21 protein-coding genes and 3 pseudogenes are annotated in these 23,228 nt (G+C 68.4%); 14 read left to right on the top strand and 10 right to left on the bottom strand.

All coding sequences use genetic code 11. From position 1 onward, the window contains the following. Positions 1-93: 93 nt before the first annotated feature. Both OP79_RS15980 and OP79_RS15975 read right to left on the bottom strand, forming a co-directional pair. Entirely contained in the window at positions 94-1,035 is a 942-nt protein-coding gene (locus tag OP79_RS15980; RefSeq protein WP_033320867.1) for a DUF4394 domain-containing protein, read from the bottom strand. A gap of 388 nt (positions 1,036-1,423) precedes the next feature. Continuing rightward, a complete protein-coding gene (locus OP79_RS15975; RefSeq protein WP_033320866.1) occupies positions 1,424-2,806 on the bottom strand; it encodes a glycine--tRNA ligase in 1,383 nt (460 codons plus the stop codon). Positions 2,807-3,014: 208 nt separating this feature from the next. On the opposite strand from OP79_RS15975, the gene OP79_RS15970 reads away from it, so the two are divergent. From OP79_RS15970 to OP79_RS15955, 4 genes are read left to right on the top strand one after another with little or no spacing between them, the layout of a single operon-like run. Further along, on the top strand, positions 3,015-4,004 hold the full coding sequence (locus tag OP79_RS15970; protein WP_033320936.1) for a metal ABC transporter solute-binding protein, Zn/Mn family: 990 nt from the start codon (positions 3,015-3,017) through the stop codon (positions 4,002-4,004). A gap of 60 nt (positions 4,005-4,064) precedes the next feature. Continuing rightward, a complete protein-coding gene (locus tag OP79_RS15965; RefSeq protein ID WP_033320865.1) occupies positions 4,065-4,847 on the top strand; it encodes a metal ABC transporter ATP-binding protein in 783 nt (260 codons plus the stop codon). A 19-nt stretch (positions 4,848-4,866) separates the two neighbouring features. Continuing rightward, positions 4,867-5,763 carry a metal ABC transporter permease gene (locus OP79_RS15960; protein WP_033320864.1) on the top strand — a complete coding sequence of 299 codons (897 nt, stop codon included), beginning with the start codon at positions 4,867-4,869 and terminating at the stop codon, positions 5,761-5,763. 59 nt (positions 5,764-5,822) lie between these two features. Then, on the top strand, positions 5,823-6,251 hold the full coding sequence (locus OP79_RS15955) for a Fur family transcriptional regulator (protein WP_033320863.1): 429 nt from the start codon (positions 5,823-5,825) through the stop codon (positions 6,249-6,251). A 161-nt stretch (positions 6,252-6,412) separates the two neighbouring features. Here the strand turns inward: OP79_RS15955 and OP79_RS15950 are convergent, their stop codons facing one another. From OP79_RS15950 to OP79_RS51705, 4 genes are all read right to left on the bottom strand, one after another. Continuing rightward, complete coding sequence (locus OP79_RS15950) at positions 6,413-7,264, bottom strand: isoprenyl transferase (protein ID WP_033320862.1); 852 nt, start codon at positions 7,262-7,264, stop codon at positions 6,413-6,415. A gap of 40 nt (positions 7,265-7,304) precedes the next feature. Beyond that, entirely contained in the window at positions 7,305-8,051 is a 747-nt protein-coding gene (gene recO, locus OP79_RS15945; RefSeq protein ID WP_033320861.1) for a DNA repair protein RecO, read from the bottom strand. Between the two features lie 177 nt (positions 8,052-8,228). Further along, positions 8,229-8,855 carry a DUF1266 domain-containing protein gene (locus OP79_RS15940; protein WP_033320860.1) on the bottom strand — a complete coding sequence of 209 codons (627 nt, stop codon included), beginning with the start codon at positions 8,853-8,855 and terminating at the stop codon, positions 8,229-8,231. 275 nt (positions 8,856-9,130) lie between these two features. After that, positions 9,131-9,385 carry a hypothetical protein gene (locus OP79_RS51705; protein WP_425428572.1) on the bottom strand — a complete coding sequence of 85 codons (255 nt, stop codon included), beginning with the start codon at positions 9,383-9,385 and terminating at the stop codon, positions 9,131-9,133. Positions 9,386-9,473: 88 nt separating this feature from the next. Here OP79_RS51705 and OP79_RS49740 point away from each other — a divergent pair. Together OP79_RS49740 and OP79_RS15925 are read left to right on the top strand one after the other, a co-directional pair. Beyond that, positions 9,474-10,306: pseudogene (locus OP79_RS49740) on the top strand (helix-turn-helix domain-containing protein). Further along, on the top strand, positions 10,288-10,566 hold the full coding sequence (locus tag OP79_RS15925) for a DUF397 domain-containing protein (RefSeq protein ID WP_033320859.1): 279 nt from the start codon (positions 10,288-10,290) through the stop codon (positions 10,564-10,566). Before OP79_RS49740 ends, OP79_RS15925 begins: the two are co-directional and overlap by 19 nt. A gap of 9 nt (positions 10,567-10,575) precedes the next feature. On the opposite strand, the gene OP79_RS15920 is transcribed toward OP79_RS15925, so the two are convergent. Next, entirely contained in the window at positions 10,576-11,331 is a 756-nt protein-coding gene (locus tag OP79_RS15920; protein ID WP_033320858.1) for an AraC family transcriptional regulator, read from the bottom strand. 55 nt (positions 11,332-11,386) lie between these two features. On the opposite strand from OP79_RS15920, the gene OP79_RS15915 reads away from it, so the two are divergent. Continuing rightward, positions 11,387-11,959: a class I SAM-dependent methyltransferase gene (locus tag OP79_RS15915; protein WP_078491814.1), complete on the top strand. Its 573-nt coding sequence runs from the start codon at positions 11,387-11,389 to the stop codon at positions 11,957-11,959. Between the two features lie 237 nt (positions 11,960-12,196). On the opposite strand, the pseudogene OP79_RS49735 reads toward OP79_RS15915, so the two are convergent. Then, positions 12,197-13,827: pseudogene (locus OP79_RS49735) on the bottom strand (IS200/IS605 family accessory protein TnpB-related protein). A gap of 301 nt (positions 13,828-14,128) precedes the next feature. On the opposite strand from OP79_RS49735, the gene OP79_RS15905 reads away from it, so the two are divergent. After that, positions 14,129-14,581 (top strand): SRPBCC family protein, encoded by a 453-nt coding sequence (locus tag OP79_RS15905; RefSeq protein ID WP_033320856.1) that lies wholly within the window; start codon positions 14,129-14,131, stop codon positions 14,579-14,581. Between the two features lie 240 nt (positions 14,582-14,821). After that, positions 14,822-15,274 carry an NUDIX hydrolase gene (locus OP79_RS15900; protein ID WP_033320855.1) on the top strand — a complete coding sequence of 151 codons (453 nt, stop codon included), beginning with the start codon at positions 14,822-14,824 and terminating at the stop codon, positions 15,272-15,274. A gap of 87 nt (positions 15,275-15,361) precedes the next feature. Here OP79_RS15900 and OP79_RS15895 read toward each other — a convergent pair whose 3' ends face one another. Both OP79_RS15895 and OP79_RS57005 read right to left on the bottom strand, forming a co-directional pair. Then, entirely contained in the window at positions 15,362-15,841 is a 480-nt protein-coding gene (locus tag OP79_RS15895; protein ID WP_033320854.1) for a protein-tyrosine phosphatase family protein, read from the bottom strand. Continuing rightward, positions 15,838-15,944 (bottom strand): annotated as a pseudogene (locus tag OP79_RS57005) (GntR family transcriptional regulator); the annotation flags it as partial. The pseudogene OP79_RS57005 and the gene OP79_RS15895, both read right to left, overlap by 4 nt. A gap of 205 nt (positions 15,945-16,149) precedes the next feature. Here OP79_RS57005 and OP79_RS15890 point away from each other — a divergent pair. The 5 genes from OP79_RS15890 (at position 16,150) to OP79_RS15870 (ending at position 23,012) form a co-directional block, all read left to right on the top strand. Beyond that, positions 16,150-17,778, top strand: a complete 1,629-nt coding sequence (locus tag OP79_RS15890; RefSeq protein ID WP_033320853.1) for an ABC transporter substrate-binding protein — start codon at positions 16,150-16,152, stop codon at positions 17,776-17,778. 181 nt (positions 17,779-17,959) lie between these two features. Then, the gene (locus tag OP79_RS15885; RefSeq protein ID WP_033320852.1) at positions 17,960-18,922 is read left to right on the top strand and encodes an ABC transporter permease; all 963 of its coding nucleotides are present in this window, start codon (positions 17,960-17,962) and stop codon (positions 18,920-18,922) included. After that, the gene (locus OP79_RS15880; protein ID WP_106972401.1) at positions 18,922-20,943 is read left to right on the top strand and encodes a dipeptide/oligopeptide/nickel ABC transporter permease/ATP-binding protein; all 2,022 of its coding nucleotides are present in this window, start codon (positions 18,922-18,924) and stop codon (positions 20,941-20,943) included. Before OP79_RS15885 ends, OP79_RS15880 begins: the two co-directional genes overlap by 1 nt. Before the next feature lie 8 nt (positions 20,944-20,951). Continuing rightward, entirely contained in the window at positions 20,952-22,052 is a 1,101-nt protein-coding gene (locus tag OP79_RS15875) for an oligopeptide/dipeptide ABC transporter ATP-binding protein (RefSeq protein ID WP_051744689.1), read from the top strand. Between the two features lie 24 nt (positions 22,053-22,076). After that, positions 22,077-23,012: a dihydrodipicolinate synthase family protein gene (locus OP79_RS15870; protein WP_033320850.1), complete on the top strand. Its 936-nt coding sequence runs from the start codon at positions 22,077-22,079 to the stop codon at positions 23,010-23,012. Positions 23,013-23,228: the final 216 nt, after the last annotated feature.

The raw sequence follows: 23,228 nt of genomic DNA, 5'->3' as shown, positions 1-23,228 counted from the left end.
CATGACAGATGACAGATTTCAATATCTGTCATCTGTCATGTGTCAGCCCTCAGGTCCCTCAGACCTCTCAGATCTCAGCCTTCTGTCGTCGGCTCAGCCCTGTCGCAGCGGCAGCGCCAGATCCACCACCGCCCGGCCGCTGTCGAAGGTCCCGGTCCGCGCCACCGAGCCGTTCAGCAGGTCTGCCCGGTACAGCCGCTGCTTGCCGTCGACGCGCAGGACGGCGTACGCGGTGTTCGAGCCGGACCGGGTCGAGGTGTAGATGTCGAAGCCCGCGCTCGGGCCGGCGTCCACGCCCAGCTTGCCGGTGGGCGCGAGGTTGCCCGCGTTGGCCGGGGACTGGACGGAGATCTGGTCGAGAGCCGTGTCCACATCGAAGAGGGTGGTGGCGGTCGCCGCGGCGAGGTCGTTGTTCGTGTATGCCGCCCCGGTCACCCCCTGCGCCGTAGCCCCGGTCGTGGCGGGCGGAACCGGCGGGTTGGCGAGGGTGCCGTCGACCGCGGTGGCGCCCGCGGCCGGGGCTCCGGCCGGGTCGTCGATGTTGTGGCGGAGGTTCTGGCCTGTGTCGCTGATGACCCGCAGCCGGTTCGCGGCCGGGTTGAAGTCGACGCCGAAGGAGCCGCCCTGCAGGGCAACGCTCAGCTGCGAGACCTTGGTCGCCTTGGCGCCGATCTCGCGGATCGTGTAGATGCCGCCGCGGTCGCCGACGCCGTACAGCTTGTTGTTCTGTACGCGATAGTCGATCCCGATCAGCTTGCTGTCACCCTTGAGACCGTCCACCTTGCCGAGCGGGAGGGTGCGGCCGGGCTGGTCGACCCGGAACTTGACGAGCCGCTGGTTGTCGGTGAGCCCGATGGCGCTGAGCCGCCCGCCCGAGACCGCCGGCAGCCCCGCCCCGGCACCGCCCTTGGCCTCGATCGCCGAGCCGGCCGAAGAGGAGTCGCTCCCCTGCTCCCCGTCACTCGCCGCCACATAGCCGACGGTACCGATGGCCAGCGCCATGGTCGCGACGCCGATGATTGCCTGCTTACGCATGATGCCCCCGTGAGAGGTTCGCAGCGACCCACCCCCTGCGGGCCGCGTATGCCCACCTCTTCGGAACGGTTTGGGCTTTGGATTGCGAATCCGCCGGTTCTGTTACATCCGTTACGGACGGGACAGAACCGGGGCATTTAAAGCGGGCAGCTCCCCGCTAAAAAACGCGCGGTTCCCCGCCCTGTACGGGGCGGGGAACCGCGCGTTTTTAGGGGCGCGGGGCTGTATCGATTTGCGGCTCCGCCGCGTGGGCGCGACAAGCCACGACGAACCCGCAGCCGCCAGAACAACCCAACCAGGCAGACGCAGGCGGGTCTGGGGCGCAGCCCCAGTGGGGCCCTCCGGGGCGCAGCCCCAGGCATGGGACGTGTAAGGGCGGCGGGGCGACCTAACAGCCGATCAACCGACTCGCCAGGTACCCCTCGATCTGCCCCAGCGAAACACGCTCCTGCTTCATCGAGTCCCGCTCGCGCACAGTGACCGCGTCATCGTCGAGCGTGTCGAAGTCAACGGTCACACAGAACGGCGTACCGATCTCATCCTGCCGCCGGTAACGGCGCCCAATGGCACCGGCATCGTCGAACTCGATGTTCCAGTGCTGCCGCAGCGCCGAAGCCAGCCCCTTGGCCTTCGGGGACAGCTCAGGGTTCCGCGACAGCGGCAGCACCGCCACCTTGACCGGCGCAAGCCGCGGGTCAAGACGCAGCACCGTACGCTTCTCCATCTTGCCCTTGGCGTTGGGCGCCTCGTCCTCGATGTACGCGTCCAGCAGGAAGGCGAGCATCGCGCGGCCGACACCGGCCGCGGGCTCGATGACGTACGGAGTCCAGCGCTCGCCGGCCTCCTGGTCGAAGTAGGAGAGGTCCTGGCCGGAGGCCTTGGAGTGGGCGCCGAGGTCGTAGTCGGTGCGGTTGGCGACGCCCTCCAGTTCACCCCATTCGTTGCCGCCGAACTGGAAGCGGTACTCGATGTCGGCGGTGCGCTTGGAGTAGTGGGAGAGCTTCTCGGCCGGGTGCTCGTACCAGCGCATGTTCTCCTCGCGCAGGCCCAGGCCGGTGTACCAGTTCCAGCGCTCCTGCATCCAGTACTCCTGCCACTTCTCGTCCTCGCCCGGCTTGACGAAGAACTCCATCTCCATCTGCTCGAACTCGCGGGTGCGGAAGATGAAGTTGCCGGGCGTGATCTCGTTGCGGAAGGACTTGCCCATCTGGCCGATGCCGAACGGCGGCTTGCGGCGCGAGGTCTGCTGGACCTGGGCGAAGTTGGTGAAGATGCCTTGCGCGGTCTCGGGGCGCAGGTAGGCGACGGAGCCGCTGTCCTGGGTAGGACCGAGGTGCGTGGAGAGGAGGCCGGAGAACTGCTTGGGCTCGGTGAACTGGCCCTTGTTGCCGCAGTTCGGGCAGTTGATGTCCGCGAGGCCGTTCTCGGGCACCCTGCCGTGCTTGGCCTCGTACGCCTCCTCAAGGTGGTCGGCGCGGTACCGCTTGTGACAGGAGGTGCACTCGGTGAGCGGGTCGGAGAAGGTGGCGACGTGACCGGAGGCCACCCAGACCTCGGTCGCAAGGATCACCGAGGAGTCGATACCGACTACGTCCTCGCGCGACGTCACCATGTAGCGCCACCACTGGCGCTTGATGTTCTCCTTGAGCTCGACACCCAGCGGCCCGTAGTCCCAGGCGGCCTTCTGGCCGCCGTAGATCTCACTGCACGGGTAGACGAAGCCACGGCGCTTGCTCAGGCTGACGATGGTGTCGATCTTGTCGGCGGCCACGGTGCTCTCTTCATTACGACGACGGCGACGAAGCGGTTGCTTCAGGAGCAGATGCTTCAGGTGCGAATGCTTCAGATTACCGGCGGTCCCGCCCCCCGGATCAAATCGGTTCGGGTTGCGGGCGGACAGAGCGCCCACGCAGGGTTTACTCGCCTCTCACCAGGACGCTTGTTGACAATCGTTTCCACTTTCATTGAAAATGGGTGTCATGAACGTACGACGACGCCTTGCCGCCTCTCGAATAAACACCGCCGGGACCGCGGCACTGGCGGCCACCGCCCTTGCGATCGGCACCCTCTCCGCCTGCTCGTCCGACTCCAACGCCGCGGAGGGGGAGAGCGGTGGTGGGAAGCTCGACGTCGTGGCGTCGTTCTATCCGCTGCAGTTCCTCGCGGAGGAGATCGGCGGGGACCATGTCAGTGTGACCTCCCTGACGGAGCCCGGCCAGGAGCCGCACGACCTGGAGATCAGCGCCCAGCAGACCGCGCAGCTCCAGGAGGCGGACACGGTCCTCTATCTCAAGGGTCTGCAGCCCTCCGTCGACGAGGCGGTGGGGCAGTCCGAGGTCAAGACGAAGGTCGACGCGGCCACACTGACGAAGCTCGAGGACCTCGGCACCGAGGAAGGCCACGAGCACGGCGAGGGGGAAGAGGAGCCCGCGGGCGAGGAGGAGCACGCCCTCGATCCGCACGTCTGGCTGGACCCGGTGAAGTACGCCGAGATCGCCGAGGGCGTGGGCAAGGCCCTCGAAAAGGAGGACCCGGACAACGCGGCGGACTACAAGAAGAACACCGCGGACCTCGTGAAGAAGCTGGACGATCTCAACACGGCGTACGAGGACGGCCTCAAGAACACCAAGACCAAGGTCTTCTTCACCAACCACGCGGCCTTCGGCTATCTCGCCGAGCGCTACGGCCTGACCATGGAGGCCATCGCCGGCCTGGAGCCGGACAGCGAGCCGAGCGCGGCGCGGGTCAAGGAACTCCAGCAGGAGGCGAAGGCGGACGGCGTCACCACCGTCTTCTACGAGACACTGGTCTCCGACAAGACCGCGAAGACCCTGGCCGCGGACGCCGGTCTCAAGACTGATGTACTCGACCCTCTCGAGGGCATCACCGACAAGTCCAAGGGCGACGACTACTTCCAGGTCATGCAGGCGAACCTGACGGCGCTGGAGAAGGCTCTCGGCACGAAGTGATCGCGTTCGGTGCACGCGAGGGTGCACGCGATATGAAGCAGCGAACGGAAGGCGCGAGCCATGAAGGCTGACCGGCCCGGGGAACCCGTCATTTCCCTGCGCGGAGTGACGGCCGAACTCGGCTCACGCCCCGTCCTGCGCGGCATCGACCTCACCGTCCACCACGGTGAGGTCGTCGCCCTGCTCGGCGCCAACGGCTCCGGCAAGTCCACTGCCGTCCGCACGGTCATCGGTCAGGTCCCGGTCACCCGCGGCGAGATCGAGCTGTTCGGCACACCGCGGCGCCGTTTCAGCGACTGGGGGCGCGTGGGGTACGTACCGCAGCGCACGACGGCCGCGGGCGGGGTGCCCGCGACGGTGACCGAGGTCGTGTTGTCCGGGCGGCTGTCCCGGGCCCGCTTCGGGATCCTGCGCAAGGCGGACCGTGAGGCCGTCCAGCAGGCCCTCGAACTGGTCGGCATGGCGGACCACGCCAAGCAGTCCGTCGACGCGCTGTCGGGCGGCCAGCATCAGCGCGTACTCATCGCCCGTGCCCTCGCCTCCCAGCCCGACCTGCTGATCATGGACGAGCCGATGGCGGGCGTCGATCACGCCAGTCAGGAGATGCTCGCCGAGACCCTGCGCGAGCAGGTCGGCCAGGGTGCGTCCGTACTCCTGGTGCTGCACGAGTTGGGCCCGCTGGAACCGTTGATCAACCGCGCGGTCGTCCTGCGCGACGGCTGCGTGGCGCACGACGGCCCGCCGCCTCCCGCTGTCGGCCAGCACGCGCTGCCCGGCCACGACCACGTACACCCGCACGCGGCACACGGCGCCGAACCGGTCCGCACGGGCCTGCTGAGCTGAGGAAGCAAAAGGACCGGCCATGGACATCCTCGATTACGCCTTCATGCAGCGGGCCCTGCTCGCCGCCGTACTCGTCGGCATCACCGCACCCGCCGTCGGCATCTACCTCGTGCAGCGCCGCCAGGCCCTGATGGGCGACGGAATCGGCCACGTAGCGATGACGGGCGTGGGCCTGGGCTTTCTGCTGTCCTGGTCCCCGGTCTGGATGGCGACGCTCGTGTCGGTGGTGGGCGCGGTGATGATGGAGCTGATCCGCTGGTATGGCAGGACGCGCGGCGACATCGCCCTCGCCATGCTCTTCTACGGCGGTATGGCAGGCGGCGTGATGTTCATCAACCTCGCGCCGGGCGGTTCCAACGCCAACCTGACCTCGTATCTCTTCGGCTCGCTGTCGACGGTGAGCGAGAGCGACGTCACGGCGATCTGCCTGCTGGCGGCTTTCGTGGTTCTCGTCACTGTGGGCCTGCGCCGGCAGCTGTTCGCGGTGAGCCAGGACGAGGAGTTCGCGCGGGTGACCGGGCTGCCGGTGCGCGCCCTGAACCTTCTGACGGCGGTCACGGCGGCCGTCACGGTGACGGTCGCGATGCGGGTCGTCGGCCTGCTCCTGGTCTCGGCCCTGATGGTCGTACCTGTCGCGGCCGCGCAGCAGTTGAGCCGCAGCTTCGCGGCCACGTTCGCGATCGCCGTGGCCATCGGGGTGAGCGTGACCATCGGCGGCACGGTCACCTCGTACTACCAGGACGTGCCGCCCGGCGCGACAATTGTCCTGCTGACCATCGGGGCGTTCATCGCGCTGACGGCACTGGCCACACCGCTGAACCGGCGCCGGGCGCGGGCCATGGCACAGGCCACCGGGGACCCGGCGGAATGCGCGATTCCGGCCACCCGTGACTCGTCCGGGAAGATCGGCGTCTGACTGCCCTCAGTTCGGGCTGGCACAATGGCCCGGCGAGCCGCAGTTCTAAGGAGGCAACGGTGACGACCGCTGGACCGCCCGTTCGGGGCCGTTCGACCCGGCAGCGCGCCGCTGTGGCGGCGGCGCTCGACGAGGTCGACGAGTTCCGCAGCGCGCAGGATCTCCACGACATGCTCAAACACAAGGGCGACTCCGTCGGCCTCACCACTGTGTACCGCACACTCCAGTCCCTGGCCGACGCCGGCGAGGTGGACGTGCTGCGCACGTCCGACGGCGAGTCGGTGTACCGCCGCTGCTCGACCGGTGATCACCATCACCACCTCGTCTGCCGTGTGTGCGGCAAGGCGGTGGAGGTCGAGGGTCCGGCGGTCGAGAAGTGGGCGGAGGCGATCGCGGCGGAGCACGGGTATGTGAACGTGGCGCACACGGTGGAGATCTTCGGTACGTGTGCGCAGTGCGCGGCGGCGCGGGTTGCCTCCGGCGGTTGAACGGGGCGCCTACGGGGAGGGTGAGTTCGGTTCGCTGGCGGCTGCGGGTTCGTCGTGGCTTGTCGCGCCCGCGCGGCGGAGCCGCACATTGATACAGCCCCGCGCCCCTGAGGGGCGCGCCCCAGGAGCCGCAACGAACCCTCAGCCGCCGTACTGCGGGTTCACCCCGTTTCGGGGCGGCCCTTCATCGCCTGCTCCATCTCCAGCAGCTGCTCATTGGGAACCGCCCCGCCGAAGCGCCGGTCGCGCTGGGCGTACTCCACACACGCCCGCCATAGATCACGCCGGTCGAAGTCCGGCCACAGCACGTCCTGGAACACCATCTCGGCGTAACTCGACTGCCAGAGAAGGTAGTTGGACGTGCGCTGCTCGCCACTCGGGCGAAGGAAGAGATCGACGTCCGGCATGTCCGGGTAGTACAGATACTTCTGCACGGTCTTCTCGGTGACCTTCTCCGGATCAAGCTTGCCGGAGGCCACGTCCGCGGCCAACGCCTTCGCCGCGTCGGCGAGTTCGGCCCGCCCGCCGTAGTTGACGCAGAAGTACAGCGTCATCGCGTCGTTCTGCTTCGTCTGCTCCTGTGCGACCTGGAGCTCCTGGACGACGGACTTCCACAGCTTGGGCATACGGCCCACCCAGCGGATCCGGATCCCCAGTTCATCCATCTCGTCACGCCGGCGCCGGATGACGTCCCGGTTGAAGTTCATCAGGAAGCGGACCTCTTCCGGTGACCGCTTCCAGTTCTCCGTCGAGAAGGCGTACAGGGAGAGGTTCTTGACGCCCATCTCGATGCAGCCCTTGAGAACGTCCATCACGACGCCCTCCCCCACCCGGTGCCCCTCGGTCCGCGGCAACCCCCGTTCCTTGGCCCACCGCCCGTTCCCGTCCATGACGATCGCCACATGGTTCGGGATCAGCTCGCCGGGAAGCTTCGGCGCGCGGGCGCCGGACGGATGCGGCTCCGGCGTCTTGTACTCGCGGCGCTGGCGCCCCAGGATCCCGCGTACCACCATGTGCTTCTCGTCTCCTAGATCTCGTACTTCACTTACGTCGCTACTTCTCGACGTAACGCAGCGACCGCAATCCACGCTCCAGATGCCAGTGCAGATAGGCCGACACCAGCCCACTGCCCTCCCGGACGTACCGCGACTCGCACGCGTCAGCCGTGGCCCAGTCCCCCGTCAGCAACGCACTGAGCAGTTCGAGGGCCCCCGCCGAGGGTACGACGCTGCCGGGCACCCGGCAGTCCGCGCAGACGGAACCTCCCGCGGCGACCGAGAAGAACCGGTTCGGTCCCGCCATCCCGCATTTCGCGCAGTCGCTGAAACTGGGCGCGTACCCGTTCACGGCGAGCGAGCGCAGCAGAAAGGCGTCGAGGACGAGATGCGGCTCGTGCTCGCCGCGGGCCAGCGTCCGCAGCCCGCCGACGAGCAGCAGATACTGCTGCACGGCCGGTTCGCCCTCGTGGTCCGTGAACCGCTCGGCCGTCTCCAGCATGGCTGTCCCGGCGGTGTAGCGGGCGTAGTCGGCGACGATCCCGCCACCGTACGGAGCGATCGTCTCGCTCTGCGTGCACAGCGGCAGCCCGCGCCCCACCAGCTCGCTCCCGCGCGCGAAGAACTGCACGTCCACATGCGAGAACGGTTCGAGCCGCGCCCCGAACTTCGACTTCGTACGCCGTACTCCACGGGCCACGGCCCGCACTCGCCCATGCCCGCGTGTGAGCAAGGTGATGATGCGGTCTGCCTCGCCGAGCTTCTGCGTCCGCAGCACGACCCCGTCATCCCGAAAAAGACTCATCGCGCGCCCCCGAGGGTTTCCTGCTGGGGGCGCGGGGGTCGCCCCCCGCGAGACAGCAGCATGATGCGGTCGGCTTCGCCGAGCTTCTGCGTCCGCAGCACGACACCGTCATCCCGGAAGAGACTCATCGCACGCCCCCGCAGCCCATACTCATATGGCCCATTCTCGCCTATGGAGTCAGCGAGCGCGGTCGGGATGGCTGATCGTCTCCCAGGGCGCCATGTTCCAGGGGCTGGACTTGTTCATCGGGTCCAGCAGGGATTGCAGGTGGGCGTCGGAGACCTCCTGCGGGGCCGGCAGGTCCGCGTCCCGTGCGCTCTGGAGGCCCTCGCGCCACACCATCCGCCCCAGCTGATAGTGCTCGGCATACTCCTTCCAGGAGCCGTATGTCCGCACCACCGCCGGCACGATGTTCTTGAGCGCGGTCCACGCCTCGGCTTCGCTCAGCAGCCCGCACGCGAAGCCCCGCCGGGTGATGTCCACGTACAGCCCGGCGTCCCATGCCAGCGGTTCGAATCCGAGCCGCAGTCGCGCCCGCGCGCGGTAACCGCTCCGCGAGAGACCGTCGAGCCGGCCGGCCAGCGCCTCACGCGAAGTGATCTCCCACTGGTCGGCCAGCCACCGCCGGGCCTTCTCGTCGTCGATGCGGGTGAAGGGGTACAGCGTCGTCCGCGAGGTGTCCCGGTCGCGGTTCACGGGTGCACTGAGCGACACCATCCACAGCTGGTGCATGGTGAGCGGCACGGGGTACTTGCGAGCCGTCTTCGGCTTGCGAAGGTTCCGTATCGGGTTCCATATCGCCATGTGGCCGCACCCTATGTCACACCGACCTCAGGGGTTATCCCCGGTCACGGTCGCGGTCCCGCTTCAAGGGACCTCCCCGCGGCTGCGTGCATTCGCGTACGCCGTCGCCGCGCGGAGGCGTTCCGCTTGGGTGGCCGCGCGGACCGAGCCCGGTTCGCAGTCCCACTCGCGGCCGCCGCCGATCGGTCTGAGCTGTACATACGGTCCCTCGTGCCCCATCACCACACCCACCTTCCCCGTCTTCGTATCGAAGGCGTACGCCCCGATCGGCAGCCTCACCGGATCACCGCCGCCAGCCGTGCCGCCGTCTCGACGGAACACCGACCCAATTCGATGAGCGGGCAAGGCGTCTCCCGCGCCAAACTCGCCGGGTCGATCCGGAGTGTCGGCAACTTGATTCCTGCGTTCGCGAGTGCTTCACGCAACTCTTTCACCGTTTCCTCCGCCTCCTCGACGCATCGCGTCGAGTGCCGTACGCCGTGACCTTCATAGTCAGCCATCGTGCTGATCCCCTCGCTTTCGAGTTTCACGCTTTTCATCTCCACGGTGGCGCTGGCCGCTTAGACTTTGGAAGACCTCTACGCTCAGCAACGACGGTGCAGTACAAGGGGATTGGCCATGGCCAATGGTTCGCGGCAGGCGGCTTGGGAGTTCTTCGGTACGGAGCTGAAACGGCGGCGCGAGGAGGCCGGATTCACTCAGTCCGACTTGGGTTCTCGCGTTTTTGTGTCGGGCGGCTACATTGGGCAATTCGAACAGGCTATTCGGAAGCCGCAGTTGGATGTGGCGCAGCGGATCGACGGCGTCCTACAAACCGAGGGTTTTTTCGAGAGGCTTTGGCGAAAGCTCATCAAGGAGCAGCCGTATACGGAGTACTTCGCGCATGCGGCCGAGCTTGAGCGACTGGCGACGAAGCTCTGCGAGCACGCACCAGCAGTCGTACCGGGGCTGCTCCAGACAGCCGAGTACGCACGCGCCATCTATCTGTCGAGCAACCCGCTCGCCGCCGACGAGTACATCGAGGAGATGGTCAGGCTGCGCATGGACCGCACCCAGCTCCTCAAGGACGCTACACGGCCGGTGTATTGGGCGGTTTTGCACGAGACGGTGCTGCGCGTCCCGGTCGGCGGTCCCGCCGCGATGGCTCGGCAGCTGGACCACATCGCGGCGATGATCCGCGAGCGCAAGGCGCTGGTGCAAGTGCTCCCGTTCTCAGCCGGGCCCATCCGCAGATGGGCAAGATGATGACGCTCATGGAGTTCGAAGACGCCCCGCCAACTGTCTATACAGAGGGCGTGCTTTCGGGGAATCTGCTGGATGATCCCGCAGTAGTGAAGGGGGCACAGGCGGATTACGATCTACTCAGGGCCGCCGCGCTGTCGCCGGAGGCGTCCCTGGCCCTGATCGAGTCGGTGGCGGAGGACTACAGACGATGCGCGAGTACGACCTGAGCAACGCCTGCTGGCGCAAAAGCAGTTACAGCGGCGGCAGCGGCGGCGAGTCGTGCGTCGAGGTCGCGTACGACTTCGTGGGCGCAGCCCGCTGGCGCAAGAGCACCTACAGCGGCGGCGCTGGTGGGGAGGACTGCGTCGAGGTAGCCGACGGAGTCCCCGGCATCGTCCCCGTCCGGGACAGCAAGGTCGTGGAGGGCCCCGTCCTGGTGATCGGTGCGGCGGCCTGGACGGAGTTCATCGGCGCCGTGGCGGAGTAACACAGTCCCTCAGTCGCGAACCGGAAAGTACTGCCGTGGCGTGACCCCCACCACCCGCCGAAACGCCGCGACGAACGAGCTGGCGGAGCCGTAACCGACCCTCCGGGCCACGGCTTCCACCGTCATGCCTTCGGCGAGCAACGGCATCGCGGACTGCATGCGCAACTGCTCGCGCCACTGGCCGAAGGCCAGCCCCGTTTCAGCGACGAACAGCCGGGCCAACGTCCGTGCGCTGGCGCCGACTTCCGTACCCCACGCCTCCAACGGCCGTCCGTCCGCGGGGTCTTGGACGAGCGCCCGTGCCACCGTCCGCGCCCGCGGATCACGGGGTTCGGTCACCGACACGCTCGTCACCGGCACGGGGTGTAGCACATCGAGGAGTACGGCCTCCGCGCGCGACCGTGCGTCCGGGGCGAGGCCGGTCCGTCCCAGGTGGTCGATGAGCGCCTGGAGCAGTGGGCCCGCGGCGACCACCGTCGGCTCGGGCCACCGGATCTCCGGGGATGCGGCGGGGTCGACGTACGCGCTGCGCATGACCGTGTCGCCCGCGGACTCGGTCGTATGGGGCACCCAGGCCGGGATCCACAGGGCCAGCGAGGGCGGCAGCAGCCAGGCCCCGCGTTCGCTGCTCACGCGCAGCAACCCCTTTGCGGCCCAGGCGAGTTGGTGGAAGGAGTGCCAGTGTCGGCCGTACGTCGTCCCCCTCGGCATGGTGAAGTGGCCGATGAAGATCGCGGTGGCGGCCGGGTGTCCGTCTGGCGACATGGGACGGCAGCGTAGCCCGTGTCGGACACGGTGGCTGCGCTCATACTGTCGCCGTATGCCGATGAATCTCATGCACCGCAGACTGTGCAGCTCCGAGAAGTGGGCTCGGACCACCAAGGACCTCATCCTCCCGTGGACCCTCGACGGCGTGGACCTGGGAGACGACGTACTGGAGATCGGTCCGGGTTACGGCGCCAATCTCCGCGTACTGGTCGAGCAGGCGCCCCGCGTCACGGCCGCGGAGATCGACGAGACCACCGCGGCCCTGCTGGAGCAGAAGTGGGGAGACAGGGCGCGCATCCTGCACGCGGACGGAGCAGCGGTCCCCGTGCCGGACGAGAGCTTCTCCTCGGTCGTCTGCTTCGTCATGCTGCACCATGTGCCGACGGCCGCCCACCAGGACCGGATCTTCGCGGAGGCGTACCGCGTGCTGCGTCCCGGCGGTGTCTTCGCCGGCTGCGACAGCCAGCCGAGTTTCCGGTTCCGGCTGCTCCACTTCCGCGACACGATGAACACGCTGGAGCCGACCGGCCTCCCGGACCGCCTGACGAAGGCCGGCTTCAGCGACGTATCGGTGCAGCGGCACCCGGAGTCGGGCGCCCTCCGCTTCCGGGCCCGGCGTCCCTGAACTGGGCGTTTGCTTTCAGCAGCGTGCCCGGTCGTAGTGGCGGGCGACGGCGTGGAAGGCCTGCTTGGGTTCCCAGTGCCAGTCGGAGGCGGGGTCACAATCCGCGCTCGGCCACCTCACTTGCCGTGGCGTTGAGCCGCTCGACGCCGTCCCCAGTGACCTCGACGGAGTCGGCGTGCAGTTCGCCCCCGATCACGCGGACGTCCTCGCTCACTCACGGTGTAGACGACACCGTTCCTAGAGACTGAGCGGGAGTGAGTCCTGCTGCCAGGACCCATGCTCAGCCGAACGCCCCGAACGGTGCTGGGCGTTCTGGTTCCCCACGTTCGCTCCGCACCCGGCGCCAACGGATCGTGTCCGTGGTCCGGGAATGCGGGGGCGGGGTCCCTCACGCCCGGGAACGCCGGATGAGGCCTGGACGGTCCGATGCCCCACCGCACCACTCCGGTGCTGTGGGGGCGGTGCCGTCCGTCGCCGGATCCGGTGTCCCAGGGCGCGCCTGCCGATCGCCACGGCGGCCGCGTCGTGGCGTGTGGTGGTGCGGTTCTTGCTGGTGAGGGGCTTTTCCAGTGCTGGGCGCCCCACTTCGAGGTGTACGCGGGGTCGACCGCGATGACGGCGATGCCGATGGCGTCGGCCATCGAGGACAGCCGGGCACGCAGCCTGCCGGTGGGCATGCCGGAGATCAGCTGCCTGAACCGCTTGCGGCGTCCGTGCTTCTCACGGGTCTTCTCCGCCGTGAAGTCCAGATCTTCGACGGCGATCGCGGCCACGCCGCAAGCCTTCGCCCAGTGCAGCAGCCGGGTCAGGGCGTGCCGGACCTGCGCGTCGCGGTGACCTGCGGTGCCGGACAGGTCGTAGAAGAAGCGCCGGGGATTGCCGACCGGGTTGCCGTGCACGTCCAGACGCCAGGCGGCCAGATGATCGGCGTTGGTGTCCACCGCGATCACCCCGCCGGCAAGGGCGGACTCCAGCGGGATGATCCGGGCCGGCGGAGACTGCCAGGCAGCGGTCACATACCAGCGGTTGCGGCCGGTGTCGTAGTGAATGCGGTAGGCGACGGCCCTGTTGACCTCGATGCGGTCGGCCCACTCGGTGCCCCGGTGGGCGAAGCGGACCGTGCCGGTGAGGACGTACCGGCCGTGCGGGGCGTTCGCCAGGTCCTTCAGCGGAGCGGGCAGCTTGATGCTCAACCGGCCCTCGGGCGTGACACGGAGGGTCTCATTGCCGTACCGCTTGCCGGACTCGCCGTCGGCCTGGAGGAACCAGCGCTCGCACTCCCACCGCTCGCGCCATGTGGCCTCGGTCAGCTGCGCTGCCTCCAGATGGTGCCGGGTACGGGCCAGCCGCTTGCCGCCGCGCACCACGTGCACGCTCCCGGCCTGGCGATCGGACCGCGCCCGCTGCAGCTGGTCCTGAAGGACGTGCAGGCGGCGGGACTTGGCGAACCACTCCTGCCTGCTGCGATAGCCACCCGGCGTATTCTTCGACCCCTTCTGCCCCACTGGTTGTGCCAGCCGGTCCGTGATCATGGCGACACCGGCCTCCAGGCTCTGGATGTGGGCGAGCTGGCCGCGGCGGGCCAGCGCCCACTGGTCGTGCGATGCCTTGGTGATCGCCCCGGCCCAGCGCGAAGACGCCACCGGCGTCAGCACGCGCTTCCTGACCGCCCAGGTCTCGGTGGAGTGCTCCAGACCGTCCGCGCACCGGGCCTTGAGGTCCTTCGAGGCCAGCGCGCCCAGATGCGCGCCCACCAGGCGCAGCACCGTCTCGTCCTGGGGCGTCAGCTGCTTGATCCGGGTACGGATCACGACCCCGGCCGGGCCGGACGCCACGAACGGCTCCACCACATCCCGCAGCCCGCCCATCCGTCACCCCCGCCCAGCTCAGCCTCGAAAACCCCGACCCTGTCACCGCATCCAACGAAGCCAGCCCATAAAGGTCACGCATTCGACACCAGTACCTCCGTTCCCCTCCCGAAAGACCGGCACGATGACCGACCGACACATCACGCCAAGGACCGCCAGGACTCACCCCCGCTCACCAGAACACTCTGAGCACACCCCAGATGAAACAGCTCGGCACCCTCCGACAGACCGATGAGTTTCCGCGCCCTCGGGCGTCTACTTGTGCGACAGCCCGACCAAGGGCGAGACGAGGAGACGAAACATGAGCACCGAGCAGACGTCTGCGGCCAACAGTTTCTCCTACACGCTGACCCGAACGCTGGACGCCCCGGCAGCGACGGTGTGGCAGGCATGGACCACCACCGATCAGTACGCCCAGTGGGCCTACGCCGCTGCCGGCTCCGTCGAGATGGACGTACGGCCCGGCGGAGCGTGGAAGGCCACGATGCTCACCCCCGACGGCGGGCAGTTCCCGCTGACCGGCAGCTATCTCGAGGTCGCCGAAAACCGCCGTCTGGTGATCGGCATGGACGTCCCCGGCAAGCCCGAGCCCGCAGTCATGACCCTGGAACTCGACGGGCAGGACGACCACCACACCCGGATCGTGCTCAGCCAGACTTGCGACACCGCCGAGGAACGCGACATGGCCGAGCAGGGCAGCACCATGCTTCTCGACAGCCTGAGCGCTTTCCTGGCCGAAAAGGCGAAGGGCTGAACCCTCTCAGAACTCACCAGCGGGCCGTGGAACACAGGGCGGCCGGGCAGCACGCACCAGCCTGCCGCCCCGGCCGCCGTCGGTGCCGAGCATCACCGAGTGCGGCGCGAACTCGCGCCTCCTACGGGTCTCGCTCGACGGGACGCGTCGCCGACGGGGTACCGTCCGTAGGGGCGAAGGCCCCGCCCGACCGCCACCCGTTCGCGGGGAGCGACATCCCCGTACCCCCTCGGAGGCCCCGTGAGGCGACTCCTTGCCCGCCTTTGGCGCGCCCTGCGCCCGGTGCAAAGCCGTGTGATGTGGTGCTTGAACGCGAAGTTCGTGGTCGGCGTGACCGGTGTCGTGCGTGATGACGAAGGCCGGGTGCTGCTCTTACGGCACCGGATGTGGCCGCCGGGACGCCAGTGGGGCCTGCCGAGTGGCTTCGCGCACAAGGGCGAGGACTTCCGGCGGACCGTGGTCCGCGAGATCAAGGAGGAGACCAACCTCGATGTGGAGGCGGGCCGCCTCGTCCTGCTGAACAGCGGCTTCCGCACCCGTCTCGAAGTGGCCTACGAAGCGCGCCTGCTGGGCGGCGAACTGCGCATCGACCCCTTCGAGATCCTGGAGGCCCGCTGGTTCCGCCCGGACGAACTCCCCGGCGACCTCCAGCCGGTGTGCCACCCGCTCGTACGGGGCGAGACCGCCCCCTGAGCGGCTCCGGCTCGGCTCAGTCGAGCGGTACGTGCTGCCGGGCGACACCGTGCCCTGGATCACCTTGCGCCTCGCCTGAGTGACGCCTCACCTGACCTGGGACGGCTCCGCGAAACCCCGTACATACCTCCGCTGCCACGGCGTCTCCACCGCATGCCGGTCGTAGTTCCGGCGTACGAAGTCCACTGCCTCCTCCGGCGGTACGCCGTCCAGGACCGCCAGGCAGGCGAGGGCCGTACCCGTACGTCCGCGGCCACCCCCGCAGGCGATCTCGAGCCGCTCGCCCGGAGACGCCGCCCGGTTCCACGCCTCCGTCAGCACCTCGCGGGCGTATGCGCGGTCACGGGGCAGCCAGAAGTCCGGCCAGCGGATCCAGCGGGTTTCCCAGGGGACTTCGGGTGGGTTTTTGCCCAGTAGATAGACGGCGTACGTGGGTGCCGGCGCCGACGGCGCGAGCGGGCGCCGCAGCCCCCGGCCCCGTACCAGCCGACCGGACGGCAGCCTCAGTACACCGGCCGCCTCGCCCGCCCAGCCCCCGTCTCGAGCCGTATCCCCGAACCCGCTCACCCGACCCCCCTCGACTCCTGTGCCGCCCGCGCCTCGATCCCCCGGAAATGTACCGCCATCGCCCGCTGCGCCCCTCCACATCCCGTGCCCTGAAGGCAACGACCTCCTGGCTGAACTTCTTTCACGACTCGTCAGACACGGGGCTCAATTCCCCTGCCTTCACACCGACATTGGTCGCACCTATGGAAGAAGCGGCACCCGTGCGCGAGCTCTTGACCGCCCCCATACCCCCTCCTATGGTCACGCTGCACCCATGACATAGGACGTCGTATCTCCCGCCGTATCTCCCACTGCTTGCTGGAGGAACCGTGCGCGACGCGACCCACGCACCGGCGCTGCACCGCCGGTCGTTCCTGAAGTACTCCGGCGCGCTGGGCGCGGCCGCCGCGATCAGCTCGACGCTGTCCGCCTGCTCGTCGGGGCCTCAGTCCACGAACGAGACGGGCGGCGGGGGCGAGGGCGCCGACCGGACGCTCACGGCGGTGATCGGCTACGGCAACGACCAGAGCTGGGACCCGCTGATGACGGCGTCGGCGTTCTCGATGGCCGCCAACCACCACATCTACGAGGGGCTGCTGGACACCGATCCGATCAGCCGTGAGCCGTACGCGGCCCTCGCGACCGAGATCCCGGCCGACCTCCAGGCGACCACCTGGAGGTTCACGCTGCGGGACGGCGCGAAGTGGCACGACGGGCAGCCCGTCACCGCCGACGACGTGATCTTCACCTTCGACCGTGTCCTGGACCCCAAGACGACGACGCTCGCCAAGAACTTCTTCGGCTCCTGGCTGCAGGAGGTACGGAAGGTCGACGAGAAGTCGGTGGAGCTGGTGCTCAAGTTCCCGTTCCCGGACGGGGTCCAGCGGATGACGCTCGCGAAGATCATGCCGAAGCACGTCTTCTCCAAGGCGGGTGCGCTGGACGAGGCGACGGCGGGGAAGGCGGTCGGTTCGGGGCCGTACCGGCAGACCGCGCACAATCCGAAGTCCAACACGTCGTTCGAGGCCTTCGCCGACTACAACGGGCCGCGAAAAGCCACGTTCAAGAAGATGAACTGGCTGTCGATCGTGGACGCCGCGCCGCGCGTCGCCAAGATCTCCGGTTCGAGCGCGGGCGCGCAGATCTCCGACAACATTCCGTACGCCAATATCTCCCAGTTGGAGAAGGGCGGCCTGAAGGTCGAGGGCGGGGCGGGGATGAACCATCTGTTCCTGCTCTTCAACACCGCCCACAAGCCGTTCGACGACGTACGGGTGCGGCAGGCGCTGCACTACGCGATCGACACGGAGAAGATGATCGAGGCCGCACTGCGCGGTCACGGGAAGCCGGCGAGCTCGTTCCTCAACGAGGGGAATCCGAGCTACCGGAAGGCCAAGACGGTCTACACGTACGACCCCGACAAGGCCCGGGATCTGCTGCGGGAAGCCGGAGTCAGCGGGCTGACGGTCAACCTCATGGCGGTGAACGTGAGTTGGATCGTGGACTGTCTGCCGACCATCAAGGCCTCGTGGGACGCCATCGGCGTCAAGACGACCCTCCAGCCGCAGGAAACCGCCGCGCTGTTCACCAAACTCGACCAGAAACAGGATTTCCAGGTCGTCGCCGCCGCCTCGAATCCGAACCAGTTCGGCCTCGACGCGGACCTGATCATGCATTACAACTACGGGCCCGAGAACACCTGGATGCGGTACGCCCGTTGGACGGACAACTCCGTGGCCAAGGACCTCTTCAAGCGCATGGACGAGGCCACACGGGAACCAGACGCCGAGACGAAGAAGCAGATGACGCAGGAATACATCGACATCGTCGCGGAGAACGCCGTGATCTATCCGGTCGTCCACAACGAGCTGATGACTGCCTGGAACGCGAAGGAACTTTCGGGTATTCGGCCACAGCCATACCCGGGAATAAACCTTCTCCAAGCGAAGTGGGTGTAAGCGCCGTACGAGGCTGCGGATTCGTTGTGGCTGGTCGCTCCCCCACTCTCGGCTGCGCTCGAGCGGGGGGACCCCCATCGCGGCGGAGCCGCATATCGACACGGCCCCGCGCCCCTTACGGGGCTTCAGTGGGGCCAGCCCGATTAGCGGACCGGCCGGATTAGCGAGGAGATAACCACCCGTGGTCGCGATCGCCAGAATTCTGGCCCGCCGCATTGCCCTGCTCGTCCCGCTCGTACTCGGCATCGTCCTGTTCGTGTTTCTCGTGATGCGGTTCTCGGACAGCGATCCGGCGTCCGCGTATTTCCAGGGCGCCAACCCCACCGAGGAGCAGCTGCACGACTTCCGGGAGCGCAACGGGCTACTCGACCCGCTTCCGGTGCGTTACGTCGCCTTCGTCGCGGACCTGGCCCGGGGTGACATGGGCGTCAGCGCGCTGACCAGGGCGCCTGTCGTCGAGCAGGTCACCACCGCGCTGCCGCTCACCATGCAGCTGACGTTCATGGGGCTCGGCATCGCGGTGGTGCTGTCCCTGCTCGGCGGGGTCACGGCCGCGATCTACCGGGACCGGCTGCCCGACCAGCTGATCCGGGTCGTCTCGCTGACCGGTGTCGCGGCGCCCGGCTTCTGGCTGGCGCTGCTGATGATCCAGTACCTGGCGGTGGACCTGGGCTGGTTCCCGACCAGCGGATACGTCAACCCGGCCGACTCGTTCAGCGGCTGGCTGAAGACCATGACACTGCCGGCGTTCGCGCTGTCGCTGCCGGTCGCCGCGAAGCTCACCCGGATCGTACGGACCGCCGTGGTCGAGGAGCTGGACAAGGACTACGTACGAACGGCCGTCGGCAGCGGTCTGCCACCGGTGGTCGTGGTCGGCCGGAACGTACTGCGCAACGCGCTGATCAACCCGATGACCGTGCTCGGACTCCAGGTCGGCTATCTGCTCGGCGGCGCCGTCGTCATCGAGACGATCTTCTCGCTGCCGGGGATGGGGAAGCTGATGATCGACGCCGTGAAGAACGGTGACCCGGCCGTCGTGCAGGGCGTCGTCCTGACGACCGCCTTCGGGTTCGTGATCGTGAACCTCGTCATCGACATCCTCTATCTGCTGGTCAACCCGCGTCTGAGGGGTGCCGAAGCATGATGCCGCTGTCGCGAAAGCGGATGACCGAGGCCCTCTCCCGGCCGGGTATCCGGCTGAGGGGATTCAGGCGCCTCCCCGTGATGTCGCGGGTCGCAGTCGTCGTGATCGGGATCGTCGTCCTGACGGCCCTGTTCGCACCGCTGATCGCCCCGCACGACCCGCTCGACCAGGCCACCCTGATCGACAACGGTCACGGCGAGGGCGCGCCCTCCGGTGAGCACTGGATGGGCCAGGACAGCCTGGGCCGCGACATCCTCAGCAGGCTGATGTACGGGGCCCGCTGGTCCCTGGCGATCGGTCTCGGTGCGACCGGGCTCGCGCTCGTCGTGGGCGCGGTCCTCGGCGCGATCGCGGCGACCTCGCGCAAGGCGGTCGACGAGACGGTGATGCGCTGCCTGGACGTCATCATGGCGTTCCCTGGCATCGCGCTCGCGGCCGTGCTCATCGCGGTGTTCGGCGGCAGCATCCCGGTCCTCATCGGGGCGATCGCGTTCCTCTACACGCCGCCCATCGCACGGGTCGTACGGGCCAATGTGATGGACCAGTACGGCGAGGACTACGTGACCGCGGAACGCGTCATCGGGGCGCGTACCACGCACATCGTGCTGAAGCACGTCGCCATCAACTGCGCTGCCCCGGTGCTGGTGTTCTGCACCGTGCAGGTCGCCGAGGCCATCGTCTTCGAGGCGTCGCTGTCGTTCATCGGCGCGGGCGTACGGCCCCCGGACCCGTCCTGGGGCAGCGTCATCGCGGACGGCAAGAACATGGTGCTGACCGGCGGCTGGTGGGCGACCGTGTTCCCCGGACTGCTGATGCTGATCACGGTGCTGTCGCTGAACATCCTCTCCGAGGGCGTGTCGGACGCATGGGCCGCGCCCACCGCGCGGGACGTCGAGGCGGCGCGTACGTCCGTGGAGAAGGACCGCCTGGAGGCCCCCGAGCCGGGCAGCGGCAAGGTCCTCGAACTGCCGGGCCTTACGGAGGCGGCCCAGCGGCTGCGCAGCCGGGCCCGGCCCCTGCGCGAGGGGCAGCCGGTGCTCGCCGTCGAGAACCTGGCCATCGGCTTCGATGCCCGCCACGGAGGTGTGGACATCGTCGACGGCATCAGCTTCGACGTACAGCCCGGTGAAGTGCTCGGCCTGGTCGGCGAGTCGGGCTGCGGCAAGTCGCTGACCGCGCTCGCGGTGATGGGCCTGGAACCGAAGGGCGCCCGGGTACGCGGCCATGTCCGGTTCGACCAACGGCAGTTGGTCGGCGAGCCGATGCGCGTACGCCGCAAACTCCTCGGCCACGACATGGCGATGATCTACCAGGACGCCCTGTCGTCCCTGAACCCCGCGATGACGATCCGCGCCCAGCTGAAGCAGGTGATACGGCGCGGAGGCAAGCGCACCGGCGCCGAACTCCTGGAACTCGTCGGCCTCGACCCGGAACGCACCCTGCGCAGCTACCCGCACGAACTCTCCGGCGGCCAGCGCCAGCGCGTACTGATCGCCATGGCCCTCTCCCGCCGGCCGAAGCTGATCGTCGCCGACGAGCCGACCACAGCCCTGGACGTCACGGTCCAGGCGCAGATCATCGAACTGCTGCTGCGGCTGCGCGAAGAGCTGGACTTCGCGCTGATCCTCGTCTCGCACGACCTGGCGCTGATCGCGGACGTCACCGACCGGGTCGTGGTGATGTACGGCGGCCAGATCGTGGAGTCGGGGGTGACGGCGGACCTGGTGGAGTCGCCCTCCCACCACTACACGCGCGGGCTGCTCGGCAGCGTGCTCTCCCTGGAGGGCGCGGCAGAACGGATGATGCAGATCAAGGGCGTCGTCCCCTCCCCCGCCGACTTCCCGGCGGGCTGCCGGTTCGCCGACCGCTGCCCGATGGCGACCGAGGTGTGCCGTACGACCGCGCCCCGACTGGTCGGCCCGCACCGCCACCACGAGGTCGCCTGCCACCACCCGGCGCTCCCCCTGCCCACGAGCACTGGGGCGACGACCGAGCCGACGGAAAGCGAGGCCATGAATTGAGCGAGGCCATGAAGGGGGACGGTGAGGCGACGCAGGGCCCTGAAGCGGGCCCCGTCATCACCCTCTCCGACACCCACGTCGTCCACAAGGCGCGCACCGGCGGCCTGTTCTCGCGCGATCGCGTGTACGCCCTCACCGGCGCCGACCTCGCCATCGCGCCCGGCGAGACGGTCGGCGTCGTCGGCGAGTCCGGCTGCGGGAAGTCGACACTCGCCAAGGTCCTGGTGGGCGTACAGAAGCCGACGTCCGGGACGGTGTCCTTCCGCGGCCGCGACCTGTGGACGATGAAGCCGCCCGAGCGCCGGGCCACGGTCGGCGCCCACACCGGCATGATCTTCCAGGACCCGTCGACCGCCCTGAACCGCCGCCTGACGGTACGGCAGATCCTGCGGGACCCGCTCGATGTACACAAGCGGGGCACGGGCCGACAACGGGAGGAGCGTGTACGGGAGTTGATGTCCCTCGTCGGACTGCCGCGCGTACTGGCCGAAGGGCTCCCCGGACAGCTCTCCGGCGGCCAGCGCCAACGCGTCGCGATCGCACGGGCGTTGGCACTCGACCCCGACCTGATGGTGGCGGACGAACCGACGAGCGCGCTGGACGTGTCGGTACGCGCCCAGATCCTGAACCTCCTCCTGGACCTGAAGGAACGCCTCGGCCTGGCCCTCGTCTTCGTCTCGCACGACATCCAGACCGTGCGGCGGATGAGCGACCGCGTCATCACGATGTATCTGGGACGGATCGTCGAGGAGTCCCCGGCCGACGAGGTGACGGACCGGGCCCGGCATCCGTACACCCGCGCGCTGTTCTCCGCGACTCCCGGGCTGCTGGACCCGATCGACCCGATTCCGCTGGTGGGCCCCGTCCCGTCGGCGACCCGTCCCCCGAGCGGCTGCCCCTTCCGTACGCGCTGCTGGAAGGCCGACTCCGTGTGCGCCGAGGCCATGCCCGGCTTCGCGGGCGCGTCGAGTCCCGGGCATCGCTTTCGTTGCCATCATCCTGTGGAGGAGGAGCAGTCGACTCGTGAGTTGGTGGCGCAGGCCGTCAACGCGGTTCCGGAGGCCACCGCCATGGCCGATGCCCCTGTTGTCCCCATCGAGAAGTCGTAGAGCAGCAGTACCAGGGAGCCCTTGATGACCCTTCCCGCCCCGCTGACCGGTGTCGTTCCACCCGTCTGCACGCCCCTGACACCGGACCGCGAGGTGGACGTACCCTCGCTCATCAGGCTCGTCGATCACCTGGTGGAGGGCGGGGTGCACGGGCTCTTCGTCCTCGGCTCCTCGTCCGAAGCCGCGTACCTGACCGACCGTCATCGGCGTCTTGTCGTCGAAACGGTCGTCGCCCACGTGGGTGGTCAGCTGCCCATTCTCGCGGGGGCCATCGACATGACGACTCCTCGGGTTCTCGATCATGTCCGGTACGTCACGGACGCGGGGGCCGATGCGGTGGTCGTCACGGCGCCGTTCTACACGCGGACGCATCCGGCGGAGATCTCCCGCCACTACCGCCTCATCGCTTCGCGGTCTTCGGTGCCGGTCTTCGCGTACGACCTTCCGGTGTCCGTCCATACCAAGCTGAGTGCGGAGTTGGTGCTGGAGCTGGCCGCTGACGGGGTGTTGGCCGGTCTGAAGGACTCCAGTGGGGACGAGGGTGGGTTCCGGGCCGTTGTGATGGGGGCGCGTATGGATCCCGCTGTGGCCGGGTTCAGTGTGCTGACCGGGTCCGAGCTTGTCGTCGACACGGCGCTGGCGATGGGCGCGGATGGGGCGGTGCCGGGGTTGGCGAACGTGGATCCTCAGGGGTACGTACGCCTCTGCCGCCTCTGCCGGGAGGGGGACTGGGAGCGGGCTCGGGCCGAGCAGGAGCGGTTGTGTGCGTTGTTCGGGATGGTCCACGTCGGCGACCGGGCTCGGATGGGAGGGAGTTCGTCAGGACTCGGCGCTTTCAAGGCCGCGCTGTATCTGCGGGGGGTCATCGACTGTCCGGTGACCGCGGAGCCGCAGGTCCCGTTGGCGGCGGGTGAGGTGGAGCGGGTGGGGAAGTTTTTGGCGGCGGCGGGGTTGCTGTAGGGGGTTTTTCTTTCCCCAAACCCGCCCCTTCCCGAAACCAAGGGGGCTGCGCCCCTGGACCCCCTCGAAGGGTTGTGTGTCGGCTGCGGGCCGGTCGTGGCTGGTCGCGCAGTTCCCCGCGCCCCTGAAGGGCAAGGTCAGCTATCCAGCCCAGGCCAGGCACAACCAGCCCGTCCGGCGTTTGAGGACGAGGCCGTTCAGGCCGATACGGGGGTC

It is taken from the genome of Streptomyces yerevanensis (assembly GCF_000716805.1).
Classification (GTDB): domain Bacteria; phylum Actinomycetota; class Actinomycetes; order Streptomycetales; family Streptomycetaceae; genus Streptomyces; species Streptomyces flaveus.
The sequence above is the reverse complement of the archived record's forward strand: the minus strand, read 5'-3'. Positions and strand labels throughout refer to the sequence as shown.